The organism is Bacillus sp. EB V-12 (assembly GCF_056158125.1).
In genome coordinates, this window is sequence record NZ_JBUXJL010000001.1 from 157,488 (window position 1) to 173,523 (window position 16,036).

Here is a 16,036-nt window from a genome sequence, read left to right on the forward strand (position 1 = left end):
AACATGTCTTCATGGAGCAATAACGTAAATGGATATTGTGGGTGTAATAATCAAAATGGTGTACATGTTGATTCATGCTGTTTTAGTTGCGATGGGACAGTTCCTAAGGTTGGTCCAACCGGTCCGACGGGGGCAACAGGAGCAACAGGCCCAACGGGGGCGACAGGAGTAACAGGCGACACAGGTCCAACGGGAGCGACAGGAATAACAGGGGCAACGGGTCCAACAGGAGCGACAGGAATAACAGGAGCAACAGGCCCAACGGGAGCGACAGGAATAACAGGGGCAACGGGACCAACAGGAGCGACAGGAATAACAGGAGCAACAGGAGCAACAGGAGCAACAGGAGCAACAGGCCCAACAGGAGCAACAGGCCCAACAGGAGCAACGGGTTCAACGGGGGCGACAGGGGTAACAGGCGACACAGGCCCAACAGGAGCAACAGGCCCAACAGGAATAACAGGGGCAACGGGTCCAACGGGGGCGACAGGAGTAACGGGAGCAACAGGTCCAACGGGAGCGACAGGAATAACAGGAGCAACGGGTTCAACAGGTCCAACGGGAGCGACAGGAATAACAGGAGCAACAGGTCCAACGGGAGCGACAGGAATAACAGGAGCAACAGGCTCAACAGGTCCAACAGGAGCAACAGGCTCAACCGGGGCTACAGGTACAAGTATCACGGCGACATATGCATTTGCAAATAATACGTCGGGAACAGCGATATCGGTAGTTCTTGGTGGAACGAATGTCCCGCTTCCGAATAATCAAAATATTGGTCCAGGTATTACGGTTTCCGGGGGAAATACAGTATTTACGGTTGCAAATGCTGGAAATTACTATATTTCATATTCGATTAATATAACGGCTTCATTATTGGTCAGTTCACGAATTACAATTAATGGAGCACCACTTGCTGGGACGATAAATTCTCCTGCTGTCGCAACCACATCATTTAGCGCAACAATCATTACAACTCTTGCAGCAGGAGATGCTATTAGCTTACAATTATTTGGTTTGTTAGCTGTCGCAACATTATCAACAACTACTCCAGGAGCAGTGTTAACGATAATAAGATTAAGTTAAACTATAACTCTCGTACTCTTTTAAGATTAAGAGAGTTTCTACATATAGTAAGAAGTTAATGAAGTAAAGCATAGTTATATAAAAGTCAGAATATTATGATTGTAACGTTATGGTGACTATAATATAATGAAAATAACCATCATGAATGAACATTCATTTATTTTTTATGTATTTGAAGGGGGAATGAAGGTGGAAAAACCATGGTTGAAAAGTTATCCAGAGGAAATTCCTAGTACGATTTCTTATGATATTCAGCCGCTTCATAGATATGTAGAACAGATGGCATCTCGCTACCCAGAAAAGAAAGCGCTTCACTTTTTAGGGAAGGATATTACGTTTTCGGACTTCCATGATAAGGTGAAGAGGTTTGCAAATTATCTTCAAAAGCTCGGTGTGGAAAAGGGTGATCGAGTTGCTATTATGTTGCCGAATTGTCCGCAAGCTGTAATTGGTTATTACGGCACATTACTTGCGGGAGGTATCGTAGTACAAACAAACCCACTGTATACAGAAAGAGAATTAGAATATCAGCTTCATGACTCGGGAGCGAAAGTAATTCTTTGTCTCGATTTAGTGTTTCCAAGAGTAACGAATGTTCAATCTGCTACAAAAATTGAGCATATTATCGTAACTCGTATTGCGGACTTTTTACCATTCCCTAAAAATCTATTGTATCCATTTGTGCAGAAAAAACAGTCAAATTTAGTTGTGAAAGTATCAGAGAGTGAAACGATTCATCTTTGGAATTCAGTAGAAAAAGAAGTGAATACGGATGTTGAGGTGCCTTGTGATCCTGAAAATGATCTAGCTCTTTTACAGTACACAGGAGGAACAACCGGATTTCCGAAAGGCGTTATGTTAACGCATAAAAACCTCGTCTCTAACACGTTAATGGGAGTTCAATGGTTATATAATTGCAAAGAAGGAGAAGAAGTCATTCTTGGGGTTCTTCCATTTTTCCACGTGTACGGCATGACGGCTGTTATGAATTTGAGTGTTATGCAAGGATACAAAATGGTCCTTATTCCAAAGTTTGATATGAAAATGGTTTTTGAAGCGATTAAGAAGCATAAAGTGACACTATTTCCAGGGGCACCAACTATTTATATCGCTCTTTTAAATAGCCCACTTTTAAAAGAATACGATATTTCTTCTATTCGTGCTTGTATTAGTGGGTCAGCACCACTACCAGTAGAAGTACAGGAAAAGTTCGAAACAGTTACAGGTGGTAAACTAGTAGAGGGATATGGTTTAACAGAATCCTCTCCGGTTACACATAGTAATTTTTTATGGGAAAAGCGGGTGCCAGGTAGCATTGGAGTTCCGTGGCCAGATACAGAAGCAATCATTATGTCACTTGAAACTGGTGAGGCATTACCGCCAGGAGAAATAGGGGAAATTGTAGTGAAAGGTCCTCAAATTATGAAAGGATACTGGAATAAGCCAGAGGAAACAGCGGCTGTATTGCAAGATGGCTGGCTCCATACAGGGGATGTTGGCTACATGGATGAAGATGGATTCTTCTATGTAAAAGATCGCAAGAAAGATATGATTGTCGCGAGTGGATTTAATGTGTATCCTCGTGAAGTTGAAGAAGTATTATATGAGCATGAAAAAGTGCAAGAAGTAGTGACAATTGGAGTTCCAGATCCGTACCGAGGAGAGACAGTTAAAGCATTTGTTGTGTTAAAAGAAGGTACGGAGTGCTCTGAGGAAGAATTAAATCAGTTTGCACGTAAATATTTAGCGGCTTATAAAGTGCCGAAAGTATATGAGTTTAGAGATGAATTGCCAAAAACGACAGTAGGGAAAATTTTACGCCGTGTTCTAATAGATGAAGAGAAGAGAAAGAATGAGGATGAGCAAACGGGCTAAGGCCCTTTCTTTTTGAAAAAATAGGATTGACACTTTTCTAAATAGTCAGTATTATAAGAATATGAATGACTATTCATTCAGTCATCTTCTTGAAGGGGACAGTAAAGTGAAGAAAAATAGACCGAAATACAATCAAATTATTGATGCGGCAGTCATTGTGATTGCGGAGAATGGGTACCACCAAGCGCAAGTTTCTAAAATCGCAAAGCAAGCTGGGGTAGCTGATGGCACGATTTATTTATATTTTAAAAATAAAGAAGATATATTAATATCCTTATTCCAAGAGAAGATGGGAGAATTTGTCGAAACAATTCGTCAAAAAACAGCAGGAATTGAAAGCGCTGTATCGAAGTTATTCATGTTGGTAGAAACGCACTTCTTGCTGTTGTCGCAAAATGATCCTCTTGCTATCGTTACGCAATTAGAGCTGAGGCAGTCCAATCAAGACTTGCGCCTTAAAATAAATGAAGTATTAAAAGGCTACTTACAAGTTATGGATGAGATTTTAGAGACTGGTATAAAACAAGGTGAATTTCAAGCAGATTTAAATGTTCGCGTGGCAAGACAAATGATCTTTGGAACAGTAGATGAAGTTGTGACCAATTGGGTAATGAGCGATCATAAGTATGATCTGGTCGCACTTTCAAAAACGGTACACGGGCTACTTATTGCAGCTTGTGGTTATCGTCAATAATGGGAGGGATCATGTTGAAATTCCTATCTGTAAGAGTTGAAGATCATATCGCGGTGGCGACATTAAATCACGCACCAGCGAATGCGATGTCTTCACAAGTTATGCATGACGTTACTGAATTAATTGATCAAGTGGAAAAGGATGATAACATTCGTGTTGTTGTTATTCACGGTGAAGGACGTTTCTTCTCAGCGGGAGCAGATATTAAAGAATTTACATCTGTTACTGAAGCGAAGCAAGCAACAGAATTAGCACAGCTTGGACAAGTTACGTTTGAGCGTGTTGAAAAATGTTCAAAACCAGTTATTGCGGCAATTCATGGAGCGGCACTGGGCGGCGGCCTTGAGTTTGCTATGTCTTGCCACATGCGCTTTGCAACTGAAAGTGCAAAACTTGGTTTACCTGAATTAACACTTGGATTAATTCCTGGCTTTGCAGGTACACAGCGCTTACCGCGTTATGTTGGGAAAGCGAAAGCTTGTGAAATGATGTTAACAAGTACACCAATTACTGGTGCAGAAGCATTAAAGTGGGGACTTGTTAACGGATTGTTCTCTGAAGAATCTCTTTTAGATGATACGCTTAAAGTTGCAAAACAAATTGCTGGAAAAAGTCCAGCAACAACTCGTGCTGTACTAGAGTTATTGCAAACGACAAAATCGTCTCATTACTATGAAGGTGTACAACGTGAATCACAGATTTTTGGTGAAGTATTTACGAGTGAAGATGGAAGAGAAGGTGTAGCTGCATTTTTAGAAAAGCGAAAACCTTCATTTAGTGGCAGGTAGTTCAATTATTTTTTTAATATAAATTAACAGAAAATTAAAATTGATAGAATCTTTCTGAAAAACAAGGGGGTAAATGGAATGAACATCTACGTACTCATGAAACGAACATTTGATACAGAAGAAAAAATCGTAATTAAAAACGGTGCAATTTACGATGGCGAAGCGGAATTCATCATCAACCCTTACGATGAATATGCAATTGAAGAAGCAATTCAAGTAAGAGACGCACAAGGTGGAGAAGTTACAGTTGTAACAGTTGGTGGCGAAGATAGTGAGAAAGAACTTCGTACTGCATTAGCAATGGGCTGTGATAAAGCTGTATTAATTAATATTGAAGATGATGTAGAAAATGGTGACCAGTTCACGACAGCAAAAGTGCTTGCTGAATATTTAAAAGATAAAGATGCAGATTTAATTTTAGGCGGAAACGTTGCAATTGATGGTGCATCTGGACAAGTAGGACCACGCGTAGCTGAAGCGTTAAATATTCCGTATGTAACGACAATTACAAAACTTGAAATTGACGGTACAAATGTGAAGATTGAGCGTGATGTTGAAGGTGATACAGAAGTGATTGCAACTTCATTACCAGTTTTAGTAACAGCACAGCAAGGTTTAAATGAACCGCGTTATCCATCGCTTCCAGGTATTATGAAAGCGAAGAAAAAGCCGCTAGAAGAATTAGAATTAGATGATTTAGATTTAGAAGAAGATGATGTGGAAGCAAAGACAAAAACAATTGAAATCTATTTGCCTCCTAAGAAAGATGCAGGAAAAGTGTTACAAGGCGAGCTGCAAGATCAAGTAAAAGAACTTGTATCGTTGCTCCATACAGAAGCGAAAGTAATCTAATAAAATACGAAATTATATATGCAGGAGGGAAAATCTATGGCTCGTAAAGTATTAGTAATGGGTGAAGTTCGTGATGGATCGCTACGTAACGTTTCTTTTGAAGCGGTAGCAGCAGCAAAAACAATTGCAGAAGGCGGTGAAGTAGTAGGTCTTCTAATTGGAGACAGCGTTGCCTCTTTTGCAAATGAATTGATTCATTACGGTGCAGATCGCGTTGTGACAGTTGAAAATGATAAATTAAAATCATATACATCTGATGGTTATGCACAAGCGTTTTTAGCTGTACATGCTGAAGAAAATCCAGAAGGTATCGTTTTTGGACATACAGCACTTGGTAAAGATTTATCACCAAAATTAGCAGCGAAGCTTGAAGCTGGTTTAGTTTCTGACGTAACTGCTTTAGAGGTTGAAGGTGGAAATGTTATCTTCACTCGTCCAATTTACTCTGGTAAAGCATTCGAGAAGAAGATTGTAACAGACGGCATCTTATTTGCGACAGTGCGTCCAAATAACATTGCAACTCTGGAAAAAGATGAGTCTCGCAGCGGTGACGTATCTTCTATTACAGTTGATGTGAAAGATTTACGTACAATCATTCAAGATGTTGTCCGTAAAACAGCAGAAGGTGTGGATCTTTCTGAAGCAAAAGTTATTATCGCTGGCGGACGTGGTGTGAAGAGTGAAGAAGGCTTTAAGCCATTAAAAGAGTTAGCAGACGTACTAGGCGGCGCTGTTGGGGCATCTCGTGGTGCTTGTGACGCTGAATACTGTGATTACTCATTACAAATTGGTCAAACTGGTAAAGTTGTTACGCCAGACTTATACATTGCATGTGGTATTTCTGGTGCGATTCAGCATTTAGCAGGTATGTCTAACTCAAAAATAATCGTTGCGATTAATAAAGATCCAGAAGCAAGTATCTTTAAAGTAGCTGACTATGGTATTGTCGGTGACTTATTCGAAGTTGTACCTCTTTTAACAGAAGAGTTTAAAAAGTTAAAAGTACATTCATGATTTAAGTACCCTTGAGTTCCAAGTGAAGTACCCCTATATATAGAAAAAGGTGAGAGATCCCCTGTCTCTCATCTTTTTAGTATTTAATCCGTATTTTTATATAGTATAAAGGAACATTTTTTTGTTACAATACATAACGATACATATTATTCGCCACGTATATAAGTTAATGATATACTCTTGGTAGAATATACTTGAAGGAGGAAATAAAATGGCAATTGTAAACGCAAATGACCAAAGCTTCGCAGCAGAAACTAGCGAAGGTGTTGTATTATTAGATTTCTGGGCACCTTGGTGTGGACCTTGTAAAATGATCGCTCCTGTATTAGAGGAAATTGATGCAGAACTAGGCGAAAAAGTAAAAGTAGTAAAAGTAGACGTTGATGAAAACCAAGAAACTGCTCGTCAATTCGAAGTAATGAGCATTCCAGCTCTTTTCGTATTAAAAGATGGTAAAGTAGTTGATCAAGCGTTAGGTTACAAACCGAAAGAAGCGTTAGTAGAATTAGTTTCTAAACACTTCTAAAATAAAAAAAGCTACCATTTGGTAGCTTTTTTTATTTTCTTTTTTACAGTCTTTCCGTTACAATAAAAGAACGTATGTTGGGTGTTTGGGCATAGTATGTTTTCAAGGGAAAATAAAAATGCTAAGTATGTAGAAATGGAGGGAGACGAGTGCACGAACATTTGAAAGAGAAGTTGGCTATTTTACCAGATCAACCTGGTTGTTATTTGATGAAAGATAAGCAAGGAACGGTTATATATGTCGGAAAGGCAAAAGTGCTTAAAAATCGTGTGCGCTCGTACTTTACTGGTTCACATGATGGGAAAACACTGCGGCTTGTAGGAGAAATTGTTGATTTTGAATATATTGTAACCTCTTCGAATTTAGAAGCACTTATTTTAGAGTTAAATCTAATTAAAAAATATGATCCGAAATATAATATTCAATTAAAAGATGATAAAACATATCCTTTTATTAAAATTACGGCGGAGAAGCAACCGCGCTTACTCATTACTCGAAACGTAAAAAAGGATAAAGGGAAATATTTTGGTCCTTATCCAAATGCACAATCTGCTCATGAAACGAAAAAATTGCTAGATCGTATGTATCCACTTCGGAAATGCACGAATATGCCAGATAAAGTGTGTTTGTATTATCATATGGGTCAATGTTTAGCGCCTTGTGTGAAAGAAGTGACGGAAGAACAAAATAAAGAAATTGTAGATGAAATTATTAAGTTTTTAAATGGTGGACATAAAGAAGTTCGTTCAGAACTAGAAATAAAAATGTATGAGGCCTCAGAGAAACTAGAGTTTGAACGTGCAAAAGAGTTGCGTGATCAAATTGCTCATATTGATGCGATTATGGAAAAACAAAAGATGATTATGAGTGACTTAGTGGATCGTGATGTGTTTGGATATGCAGTGGATAAAGGATGGATGTGTGTTCAAGTTTTCTTCGTTCGAAAAGGAAAGCTAATTGAACGTGATGTTTCTATGTTTCCAATTTACGATGAACCAGAAGAGGGTTTTTTAACGTTTATCGGCCAATTTTATGAAAACAGTAGTCATTTTAAGCCGAAGGAAATTGTCGTTCCAGGAAGTATAGACTCGGAATTAGTAGAGCGCTTTTTAGAAGTGGAAGCGACGCAGCCGAAACGTGGTAAGAAAAAAGACCTTGTAGAATTGGCAAGTAAAAATGCGAAGATTGCTCTTGAAGAGAAGTTTTACTTAATTGAACGTGATGAAGAACGAACGATTAAAGCGGTAGATCATTTAGGGAAGCAGCTTGGGATTGAAACGCCGTATCGTATTGAAGCGTTTGATAACTCAAATATTCAAGGAACAAATCCCGTTTCTGCAATGATTGCTTTTATTGATGGGAAACCGGCGAAGAAAGAGTATCGAAAATATAAAATTAAAACGGTTCAAGGGCCAGATGATTATGAGTCTATGAGAGAAGTTGTGAGGCGCCGTTATACAAGGGCACTTAAAGAAAATTCACCTTTACCTGATTTGATTATTATTGATGGAGGAAAAGGCCATCTAGCGGCTGCAAGTGATATTTTAGAGAATGAGCTCGGATTATATATTCCGATGGCAGGTCTTGTAAAAGATGATAAACATAAAACCTCTCATTTAATTATTGGGGATCCACCAGAACCTGTGATGCTTGAGAGAAATAGCCAAGAATTTTATTTATTGCAGCGTATTCAAGATGAGGTGCATCGATTTGCGATTACATTCCATCGTCAATTACATGGGAAATCTGTCATTCAATCAGCATTGGATGATATTCCAGGAATCGGTGATAAACGGAAAAAGGTATTGTTAAAACATTTTGGTTCATTAAAGAAGATGAAAGAAGCTTCTATAGAGGAATTTGTCGAAGCGGGTATGCCGAAAAATGTCGCGGAGACGATTTATACGTATTTAACAGATAAGAAGACGTTGTAGTTTACAACGTCTTCTGTTTTTTGGTATAATTTCTGAAGATTTAAAATAAACTCATCTGAATGAAAATACAAAAAAGTCAACTAAACTGATATGTCTAGTTGACTGTAGGTAATGCTTACACTTCAATGAGATCTTTTATATCCCATTTTACAAGAAATGTAATAGAGTCAGAACGTTTTTTCTTTTCTTCGTATGACTCTGCAACGACGTTCCGTTGCTTTTGAATTTGTTCAGCGATGAATCCGGCTTCTAGTTGATAAGAAGAATGTCGTTTTTGTTTTTGACGTTCTGCGATGAGTGTGCCTTTAAGTTGGAACTGCATTTCACGACGCTTATGTTCAACAATGCTTAAAGTGCCCCAGCCAGCCTTTTCAAAGAATTGAATGACTTCTTCAATTGTTTCTAGCGGATATTTTCTTGCAAGGTTTCTACCAGACCAGTATAAAATACCATCTAAATCGTTGCCGATTAAATCAGGTAGTAATTCTTCACGTAGCAATTCATAAGCGAAGGCGTTCAATGAAACATCTTCTAAAGATGTTGTATCGATTGTATTTTTACTCACAATATTCCCCTCTTTCTATAGGGATTATTATATAACATTTCACATTTATAAAAACAGATTTTTCTTTAGGAAAATCTGAATATATAAGAAGAAAAAAAGAATTGGCAAATTATATGCAAATTATGTATACGTTTTCTTGACGCTTCGACAAAAATAGGAGTAAAATGAACTTGGTATCAAATTATGCTGAAATATTTCGAATAATTTTTTCAGTTTTTCTTATGCCAATAGTGAAAAAACATTATTGTCATAAACTAATCTGAAAACAGCAGTCAAACATTCAAGGGGGGTAATGGGGACATGAAAGGCCGCGAGTATACGTTTCGTAAGTGGCACTCATTAATGGGGGTCATCCCGGTTGGTGTCTTTTTGACGCAACATTTAATTGTAAACAACTTTGCAACACGAGGAGCAGAGGCTTTTAACAAAGCTGCAGGCTTTATGGAGCTCCTTCCATTCCGGTATGCGCTAGAAATTTTCATCATCTTTTTACCGATACTGTACCATGCTATATATGGCTTATATATTGCATTTACAGCTAAGAACAATGCGGTTTCTTACGGTTATTTCCGTAACTGGATGTTCGTCTTCCAAAGAATTTCAGGTATCGTTACGCTGATCTTCATTTCTTGGCACGTCTGGGAAACTCGTATTCAAGCAATGTTAGGTAAAGAGGTAAACTATGATATGATGGCAGATATTTTAAACAATCCAGCTATGTTTGCATTCTACTTAGTTGGTGTTGTTTCAACAATTTTCCACTTTGCAAATGGACTATGGACATTCTGCATCAGCTGGGGAATTACAGTATCTCCACGTTCACAAAGAATCTCTACTTATGTAACATTAGCTATTTTCTTAGGTTTATCTTATGTAGGTGTGAGTGCATTATTAGCGTTCATCGATCCACAGCTAGCAAACCAGTAAGGAGTGGGAGAGCATGAAAGGGAAACTTATAGTAGTCGGCGGTGGCTTGGCTGGCTTAATGGCAACGATTAAAGCGGCAGAAGCAGGAGTAAATGTTGAACTGTTTTCTTTAGTACCAGTAAAACGTTCACATTCTGTATGTGCTCAGGGCGGAATTAACGGTGCCGTAAATACGAAAGGTGAAGGGGATTCTCCATGGATCCACTTTGACGATACAATTTATGGTGGGGACTTCTTAGCGAACCAACCACCAGTTAAAGCAATGTGTGAAGCAGCACCTGGTATCATTCATTTAATGGACCGTATGGGTGTTATGTTCAACCGTACGGAAGAAGGACTTCTTGATTTCCGTCGATTTGGTGGAACGCAACATCACCGTACAGCATTTGCTGGTGCAACAACTGGACAGCAATTACTTTACGCATTAGATGAGCAAGTACGTCGTCACGAAGTAGCAGGACTTGTAACGAAATATGAAGGTTGGGATTTCTTACGAGCTGTTGTTGATGATGAAGGTGTGTGCCGAGGAATCGTTGCACAAGACTTACAAACTATGGAGATTAGAAGTTTCGGAGCAGATGCCGTGATTATGGCAACAGGGGGCCCTGGTATCATTTTCGGAAAATCAACAAACTCCATTATCAATACAGGTACAGCAGCTTCTGCTGTATATCAACAAGGCGCATATTATGCAAACGGTGAGTTCATTCAAATTCACCCAACGGCAATTCCTGGAGACGATAAATTACGTCTTATGAGTGAATCTGCACGTGGTGAAGGTGGACGTGTTTGGACATATAAAGATGGTAAACCATGGTACTTCTTAGAAGAAAAATATCCGGCTTACGGAAACCTTGTACCTCGTGACATCGCAACGCGTGAAATCTTTGATGTTTGCGTAGAGCAAAAACTAGGTATTAACGGTGAAAACATGGTGTACTTAGATCTTTCTCATAAAGATCCAAAAGAACTAGATATTAAACTAGGTGGAATTATTGAAATCTATGAGAAATTTACAGGGGATGATCCTCGTAAACTACCGATGAAAATCTTCCCAGCTGTTCACTATTCAATGGGCGGACTATGGGTTGATTATAAACAGATGACAAATATTCCAGGTTTATTTGCAGCAGGTGAGTGTGATTATTCTATGCACGGTGGTAACCGTCTTGGTGCGAACTCACTATTATCAGCAATTTATGGTGGTATGGTAGCAGGACCAAACGCAATTGAGTATATGAAAGGTCTTTCTAAATCATCTGATGCTGTTTCATCTACTGTATATGAGCAAAATGAATTAATCGAAACAGAGAAATTTAACAATATTTTAACGATGGATGGTAACGAAAATGCGTATGTTCTTCATAAAGAGCTTGGAGAATGGATGACAGATAACGTTACAGTAGTTCGTGAAAATAAAAAATTATTAGAAACAGATGCGAAAATTGAAGAATTAATGGCTCGTTACAAACGTATTAACATTAACGATACAGCAAGATGGAGTAACCAAGGTGCTTCATTTACACGCCAACTTGCAAATATGTTTGAGTTAGCACGTGTTATTACAATTGGCGCATATAACCGTAATGAGAGCCGTGGGGCGCATTACAAACCTGAATTCCCAAATCGTGATGATGCAAACTTCTTAAAAACTACGATGGCAAAATTTGAGGGAGAAGGAAATGCACCAGCATTCCATTACGAGGACGTTGATATTTCGTTAATTAAACCGCGTAAACGTGATTATTCTTCAAAACACGATGTAGCTGCTAAGGGTGAAGAGAAGGGGGATAAACAACATGTCTGAGAAAACAATCCGCCTCATCATTACGAGACAAGACGGGCCAGATGCGCAAGCGTTTGACCAAGAGTTTGAAATTCCATATCGTCCGAATATGAATATTATCTCAGCACTTATGGAAATCCGTCGTAATCCTGTTGATTCAAAAGGGAACCAAACAACTCCGATTGCATGGGATATGAACTGCTTAGAGGAAGTATGTGGTGCATGTTCGATGGTGATTAACGGAAAACCACGTCAATCATGTACGGCACTTATTGATCAATTAGAGCAACCAATTCGCTTAAAACCGATGAAGACATTCCCGGTTGTACGTGACTTACAAGTTGATCGTAGTCGCATGTTTAATGCTCTAAAACGCGTTAAAGCGTGGATTCCAATTGATGGTACGTATGACCTAGGTCCAGGACCAAGAATGCCTGAGAAAAAGCGTCAATGGGCTTATGAGCTTTCAAAATGTATGACATGTGGTGTTTGCTTAGAATCATGTCCAAACGTAAACAGTAAGTCTGACTTTATTGGACCAGCACCGTTATCACAAGCTCGCTTATTCAACTCACATCCAACGGGTGAAATGCATAAAGCAGATCGCTTACGTGCAATTATGGGAGATGGAGGACTAGCAAACTGTGGTAACTCTCAAAACTGTGTGCAATCATGTCCGAAGGGTATTCCTTTAACAACTTCAATTGCGGCATTAAACCGTGATACAACAATTCAATCGTTCAAAGATTTCTTTGGTAGCGATAATAACTATTAATAAATATTGCCTCTTCATATCGAAGAGGCAATATTTATAACTGCATTTTTCTGTTTATTCTGTTTATTTCAAGGTGAAAAGGAGAGATAACAATGAAGAGGATTTCTTATATTGAAGACTTTGAGCAATGGGAAAGTGGTTTTTCGTTTTACAACCCTGTAAAGGTTCGTTTTGGTGAAGTAGATATGTTTGGACATGTAAATAATGTCGTTGCTTTTACTTATTTTGAAGAAGCTCGTATTGCGTTGTTTAAAGAACTTGGATTTATGCAAGAGTGGACACATGCATCATCAGAAACGATGATCGTTGTTGCGGATTTACAATGTAATTTTATTAAGCAAATATATTTTGATGAACAGCTGAAGGTGTATGTAAAGGCAGGATCGGTCGGGAATTCTTCTTTAGATTTACATTATATGGTGAAGAATGCAGCAGGAGAGGTTTGTTTAGTAGGTCGTGGAATGATGGTTCAAGCTTCGAAAAAAACAGGAAGAGGCGAACCATGGCCTGAAGAATGGAAGAAGAAATTACTACAATAATAGAGTGAAAGAAAAATAAGAGAGCAATTTGCTCTCTTATTTTTTGTCTTCCATCGCTTCTTCTAATGTTAAGTGATGTTTATATAGGTATGTAGCGTATGGATTACCAACGTAGCGTAAGTGCCATGGTTCATAGGCATATTCTGTTGTATCTGTTTTATCTTCTAAGTAACGAATGACAAGACCGAATTCATGAGCATGTTCCGCGACCCATTTTCCTTCTGCTGTCTCTCCGAAGATAGGCTCTAATTGAAATTTAGCTGATTTTGAACTAATATCCATTGCTAAACCCGTTTGGTGTTCACTTGTACCAGGAATTGCGCTTACCGAATTAGCTTCGGCTTTTCCTTGACGTCTAACGTATGTATCATGCAACGATTTTTGGCGTTTGTATGAACGATAACCAGATACAGCTGTAAGATCAAGCCCTTCTTTTTTCGCAGCTTTGAACATGTTTTCAAGTGCCTCGGCAGCATCTTTGCGCAGCAATGTTTTTTCTTTATCTTTTGGACTAATAAATGGTACATTTGGTCTCGTTAAGTCTTCAGGAATGTATCCATCTGGTAGTTTTCGATGTTTATTAATTAAGACAAGATTAGATTTTGGATTTGTTACAACTGAAAAGTCATTGTCTATTTTCTTTGCATTATGATCAGCTTTTGGAAAAGCAGGAATCTCTTCTTTTTTATGGTTATTATGCTTTTGACTTTCGACAGCTTTTGCTTCATTATGTAGTGGTGTTTTAGAACCAAAGTAAGCGAAAGATGTGATCCCGATTACAATAGTAGTGGCAGAAATAATTATTATCTTTTTCATGATGCCTTGTAATCACAGTCCCTTCTTCATAAAATGTGTATTGTTTTTTTATTATAAATCTAGTTTGTTGGAAAAGGAATATAAGAGTCATAACGTAATAGAAATGCAAAGAAAATGTCAGAAAATGTGTGAATTTGTAGTATTTTTTTATATAATTCATTTCTTATCTTTCATGATTTGCATTTTTTATGTAATATATATACATAAGAAGATGTAGCGATTATCGAGAATAAAGAACTTCTTGTATAGACTAGGAGTGAATGGGAATGGATTTTGCAACAATTATTGGACTTATTTTAGGATTTGTAGCAGTGGTAGTAGGGATGGTCGTCAAGGGCGCTGACATAACAGCCTTATTAAATCCTGCCGCAGCATTAATTATTTTTATCGGTACATTTGCTGCAGTATGTATTGCATTTCCGATGAATCAACTAAAAAGGGTTCCAAAACTATTTAAAGTTCTTTTTGGTTCAAATAAAAAGGATTTAAGTTATGAACAGTTGCTAGAATTATTTGTTCATTGGACATCTGAAAGTAGAAAATACGGTATTTTGTCTTTAGAGCAACAATTAGACAAAATTCAAGATGAATTTCTTTTGCGCGGTATGAAATTTGTGATTGATGGCGTATCCGCAGAAGATTTAGAGCAGATTTTGGAATCTGAATTAGAGGCAATTGAAGAAAGACATGCAAAGGGAGCTGCTATTTTTTCACAAGCTGGTACGTATGCACCGACATTAGGAGTTTTAGGTGCTGTTATCGGTCTTGTAGCTGCGCTTGGTAACTTAACTGATATTGAAAAGTTAGGTCATGCTATTTCTGGTGCGTTTATTGCAACGATTTTTGGTATTTTTTCAGGTTACGTATTATGGCATCCATTTGCAAATAAGTTAAAGCAAAAATCTTCAGCTGAAATTGAGAAAAAACGTTTAATCATTGATTGTTTATTAATGTTACAAGAAGGTACATATCCGTTTATTATGAAGAACCGCATTTTAGGTGCACTTTCTGCAACTGAGCGTAAAAAGCTAGAAAAAGGAGCAGAAAAAAATGCGGAGTAAGAAAAATAGAAGAGGCAAAAAGAAAAAACATGATGAGCATATCGATGAAACGTGGTTAATCCCATATTCTGATATGTTAACGTTGTTATTTGCATTGTTTATCGTTTTATTCGCAATGAGTAGTATAGATGCTGCGAAGTTTAAACAGATGGCAGTTGCTTTTCGAAGTGAATTAGCTGGGGGAACAGGTAACAAAGAATTTTTAAGTGATCAAAAGCCAAATGATGAAAAAGAATTATCAGCAAGTAGCCTTGAGGCAGAACAAGCAAAAAAACAAGAAGAAGCTAGAGCTAAAGAAAAAAAAGAGATGGATGAATTGAAAGCATTACAAAAAAAGATTGATCAATATATTAATGAAAAACAATTATCTTCTTCTTTTCAAACTAAATTAACTGAAAAGGGATTAATGGTGACAATATTAGAAAATATACTGTTTGATTCGGGGAAAGCAGATGTGAAATTAGAATCTTTAGGGATTGCAAAAGAGATGTCTAGCTTACTTGTTTCAGCGTCACCTCGTGAAATTACAGTATCGGGTCATACGGATAATGTCCCTATTGCCAATGCGCAGTTTGCGTCGAATTGGGAATTAAGTACGCAGCGGGCAGTTAATTTTATGCAAGTATTACTGCAAAATAAAGAATTACAACCAGAAAAATTTAGTGCGATTGGATACGGAGAATACCGTTCAATTGCTCCAAACGATACACAAGAAGGAAAGGCAAAGAATAGACGTGTGGAAGTATTTATCTTGCCTTTAACAGAGAAAGTAAAATAAAAGAGGATGGCGAATGCCAT

16 protein-coding genes are annotated in these 16,036 nt (G+C 38.0%); 14 read left to right on the forward strand and 2 right to left on the reverse strand.

Translation table 11 applies throughout. The features are described 5' to 3' along the window. The first annotated feature begins 3 nt into the window (after nt 1–3). The 8 genes from ACZDYH_RS00840 to uvrC all read left to right on the forward strand — a co-directional run bounded on the left by ACZDYH_RS00840 (nt 4) and on the right by uvrC (nt 8,769). A complete protein-coding gene (locus ACZDYH_RS00840) occupies nt 4–1,086 on the forward strand; it encodes a BclA C-terminal domain-containing protein (protein WP_474885497.1) in 1,083 nt (360 codons plus the stop codon). A 189-nt stretch (nt 1,087–1,275) separates the two neighbouring features. Further along, nucleotides 1,276–2,961 (forward strand): long-chain-fatty-acid--CoA ligase, encoded by a 1,686-nt coding sequence (locus ACZDYH_RS00845; RefSeq protein ID WP_000414743.1) that lies wholly within the window; start codon nt 1,276–1,278, stop codon nt 2,959–2,961. Between the two features lie 106 nt (nt 2,962–3,067). Beyond that, nucleotides 3,068–3,655, forward strand: a complete 588-nt coding sequence (locus ACZDYH_RS00850) for a TetR/AcrR family transcriptional regulator (protein WP_000742223.1) — start codon at nt 3,068–3,070, stop codon at nt 3,653–3,655. Between the two features lie 11 nt (nt 3,656–3,666). Next, nucleotides 3,667–4,443 (forward strand): enoyl-CoA hydratase, encoded by a 777-nt coding sequence (locus ACZDYH_RS00855; RefSeq protein ID WP_000911292.1) that lies wholly within the window; start codon nt 3,667–3,669, stop codon nt 4,441–4,443. Nucleotides 4,444–4,521: 78 nt separating this feature from the next. Next, nucleotides 4,522–5,295 (forward strand): electron transfer flavoprotein subunit beta, encoded by a 774-nt coding sequence (gene etfB / locus ACZDYH_RS00860; protein ID WP_001029028.1) that lies wholly within the window; start codon nt 4,522–4,524, stop codon nt 5,293–5,295. 36 nt (nt 5,296–5,331) lie between these two features. Next, entirely contained in the window at nt 5,332–6,309 is a 978-nt protein-coding gene (gene etfA / locus ACZDYH_RS00865; protein ID WP_000101945.1) for an electron transfer flavoprotein subunit alpha, read from the forward strand. A gap of 211 nt (nt 6,310–6,520) precedes the next feature. Then, complete coding sequence (gene trxA / locus ACZDYH_RS00870; RefSeq protein WP_001018943.1) at nt 6,521–6,835, forward strand: thioredoxin; 315 nt, start codon at nt 6,521–6,523, stop codon at nt 6,833–6,835. A gap of 149 nt (nt 6,836–6,984) precedes the next feature. Continuing rightward, nucleotides 6,985–8,769, forward strand: a complete 1,785-nt coding sequence (gene uvrC / locus ACZDYH_RS00875; protein WP_025690695.1) for an excinuclease ABC subunit C — start codon at nt 6,985–6,987, stop codon at nt 8,767–8,769. A gap of 115 nt (nt 8,770–8,884) precedes the next feature. On the opposite strand, the gene ACZDYH_RS00880 is transcribed toward uvrC, so the two are convergent. Further along, on the reverse strand, nt 8,885–9,334 hold the full coding sequence (locus ACZDYH_RS00880; RefSeq protein ID WP_000042226.1) for a YslB family protein: 450 nt from the start codon (nt 9,332–9,334) through the stop codon (nt 8,885–8,887). Nucleotides 9,335–9,634: 300 nt separating this feature from the next. Here ACZDYH_RS00880 and sdhC point away from each other — a divergent pair, with 300 nt between their 5' ends. From sdhC to ACZDYH_RS00900, 4 genes are all read left to right on the forward strand, one after another. Then, nucleotides 9,635–10,261: a succinate dehydrogenase cytochrome B558 gene (gene sdhC / locus ACZDYH_RS00885; RefSeq protein ID WP_000678354.1), complete on the forward strand. Its 627-nt coding sequence runs from the start codon at nt 9,635–9,637 to the stop codon at nt 10,259–10,261. Nucleotides 10,262–10,274: 13 nt separating this feature from the next. Next, nucleotides 10,275–12,068, forward strand: a complete 1,794-nt coding sequence (gene sdhA / locus ACZDYH_RS00890; RefSeq protein ID WP_000676750.1) for a succinate dehydrogenase flavoprotein subunit — start codon at nt 10,275–10,277, stop codon at nt 12,066–12,068. Continuing rightward, on the forward strand, nt 12,061–12,822 hold the full coding sequence (gene sdhB, locus ACZDYH_RS00895; protein WP_001291827.1) for a succinate dehydrogenase iron-sulfur subunit: 762 nt from the start codon (nt 12,061–12,063) through the stop codon (nt 12,820–12,822). The genes sdhA and sdhB overlap by 8 nt, the downstream gene beginning before the upstream one ends. Before the next feature lie 92 nt (nt 12,823–12,914). Further along, nucleotides 12,915–13,361, forward strand: coding sequence for an acyl-CoA thioesterase (locus ACZDYH_RS00900; RefSeq protein WP_000822734.1), 447 nt, complete (start codon nt 12,915–12,917; stop codon nt 13,359–13,361). Between the two features lie 36 nt (nt 13,362–13,397). Here ACZDYH_RS00900 and ACZDYH_RS00905 read toward each other — a convergent pair whose 3' ends face one another. Further along, entirely contained in the window at nt 13,398–14,177 is a 780-nt protein-coding gene (locus ACZDYH_RS00905; RefSeq protein WP_088362145.1) for a M15 family metallopeptidase, read from the reverse strand. A gap of 266 nt (nt 14,178–14,443) precedes the next feature. Between ACZDYH_RS00905 and motA the strand changes: the two genes are divergently transcribed. Both motA and motB read left to right on the forward strand, forming a co-directional pair. Continuing rightward, complete coding sequence (gene motA, locus ACZDYH_RS00910) at nt 14,444–15,238, forward strand: flagellar motor stator protein MotA (protein WP_000344853.1); 795 nt, start codon at nt 14,444–14,446, stop codon at nt 15,236–15,238. Then, nucleotides 15,228–16,016 (forward strand): flagellar motor protein MotB, encoded by a 789-nt coding sequence (motB, locus tag ACZDYH_RS00915; RefSeq protein ID WP_001256734.1) that lies wholly within the window; start codon nt 15,228–15,230, stop codon nt 16,014–16,016. Before motA ends, motB begins: the two co-directional genes overlap by 11 nt. Nucleotides 16,017–16,036 lie beyond the last annotated feature (20 nt).

Coding starts and splice junctions, on each gene's coding strand:
- sdhB (WP_001291827.1), top strand. CDS start 12,061: ATGTCTGAGAAAACAATCCGCCTCATCATTACGAGACAAGACGGGCCA.
- etfA (WP_000101945.1), top strand. CDS start 5,332: ATGGCTCGTAAAGTATTAGTAATGGGTGAAGTTCGTGATGGATCGCTA.
- trxA (WP_001018943.1), top strand. CDS start 6,521: ATGGCAATTGTAAACGCAAATGACCAAAGCTTCGCAGCAGAAACTAGC.
- ACZDYH_RS00840 (WP_474885497.1), top strand. CDS start 4: ATGTCTTCATGGAGCAATAACGTAAATGGATATTGTGGGTGTAATAAT.
- etfB (WP_001029028.1), top strand. CDS start 4,522: ATGAACATCTACGTACTCATGAAACGAACATTTGATACAGAAGAAAAA.
- ACZDYH_RS00905 (WP_088362145.1), bottom strand. CDS start 14,177: ATGAAAAAGATAATAATTATTTCTGCCACTACTATTGTAATCGGGATC.
- motB (WP_001256734.1), top strand. CDS start 15,228: ATGCGGAGTAAGAAAAATAGAAGAGGCAAAAAGAAAAAACATGATGAG.
- sdhA (WP_000676750.1), top strand. CDS start 10,275: ATGAAAGGGAAACTTATAGTAGTCGGCGGTGGCTTGGCTGGCTTAATG.
- ACZDYH_RS00855 (WP_000911292.1), top strand. CDS start 3,667: ATGTTGAAATTCCTATCTGTAAGAGTTGAAGATCATATCGCGGTGGCG.
- ACZDYH_RS00900 (WP_000822734.1), top strand. CDS start 12,915: ATGAAGAGGATTTCTTATATTGAAGACTTTGAGCAATGGGAAAGTGGT.
- sdhC (WP_000678354.1), top strand. CDS start 9,635: ATGAAAGGCCGCGAGTATACGTTTCGTAAGTGGCACTCATTAATGGGG.
- motA (WP_000344853.1), top strand. CDS start 14,444: ATGGATTTTGCAACAATTATTGGACTTATTTTAGGATTTGTAGCAGTG.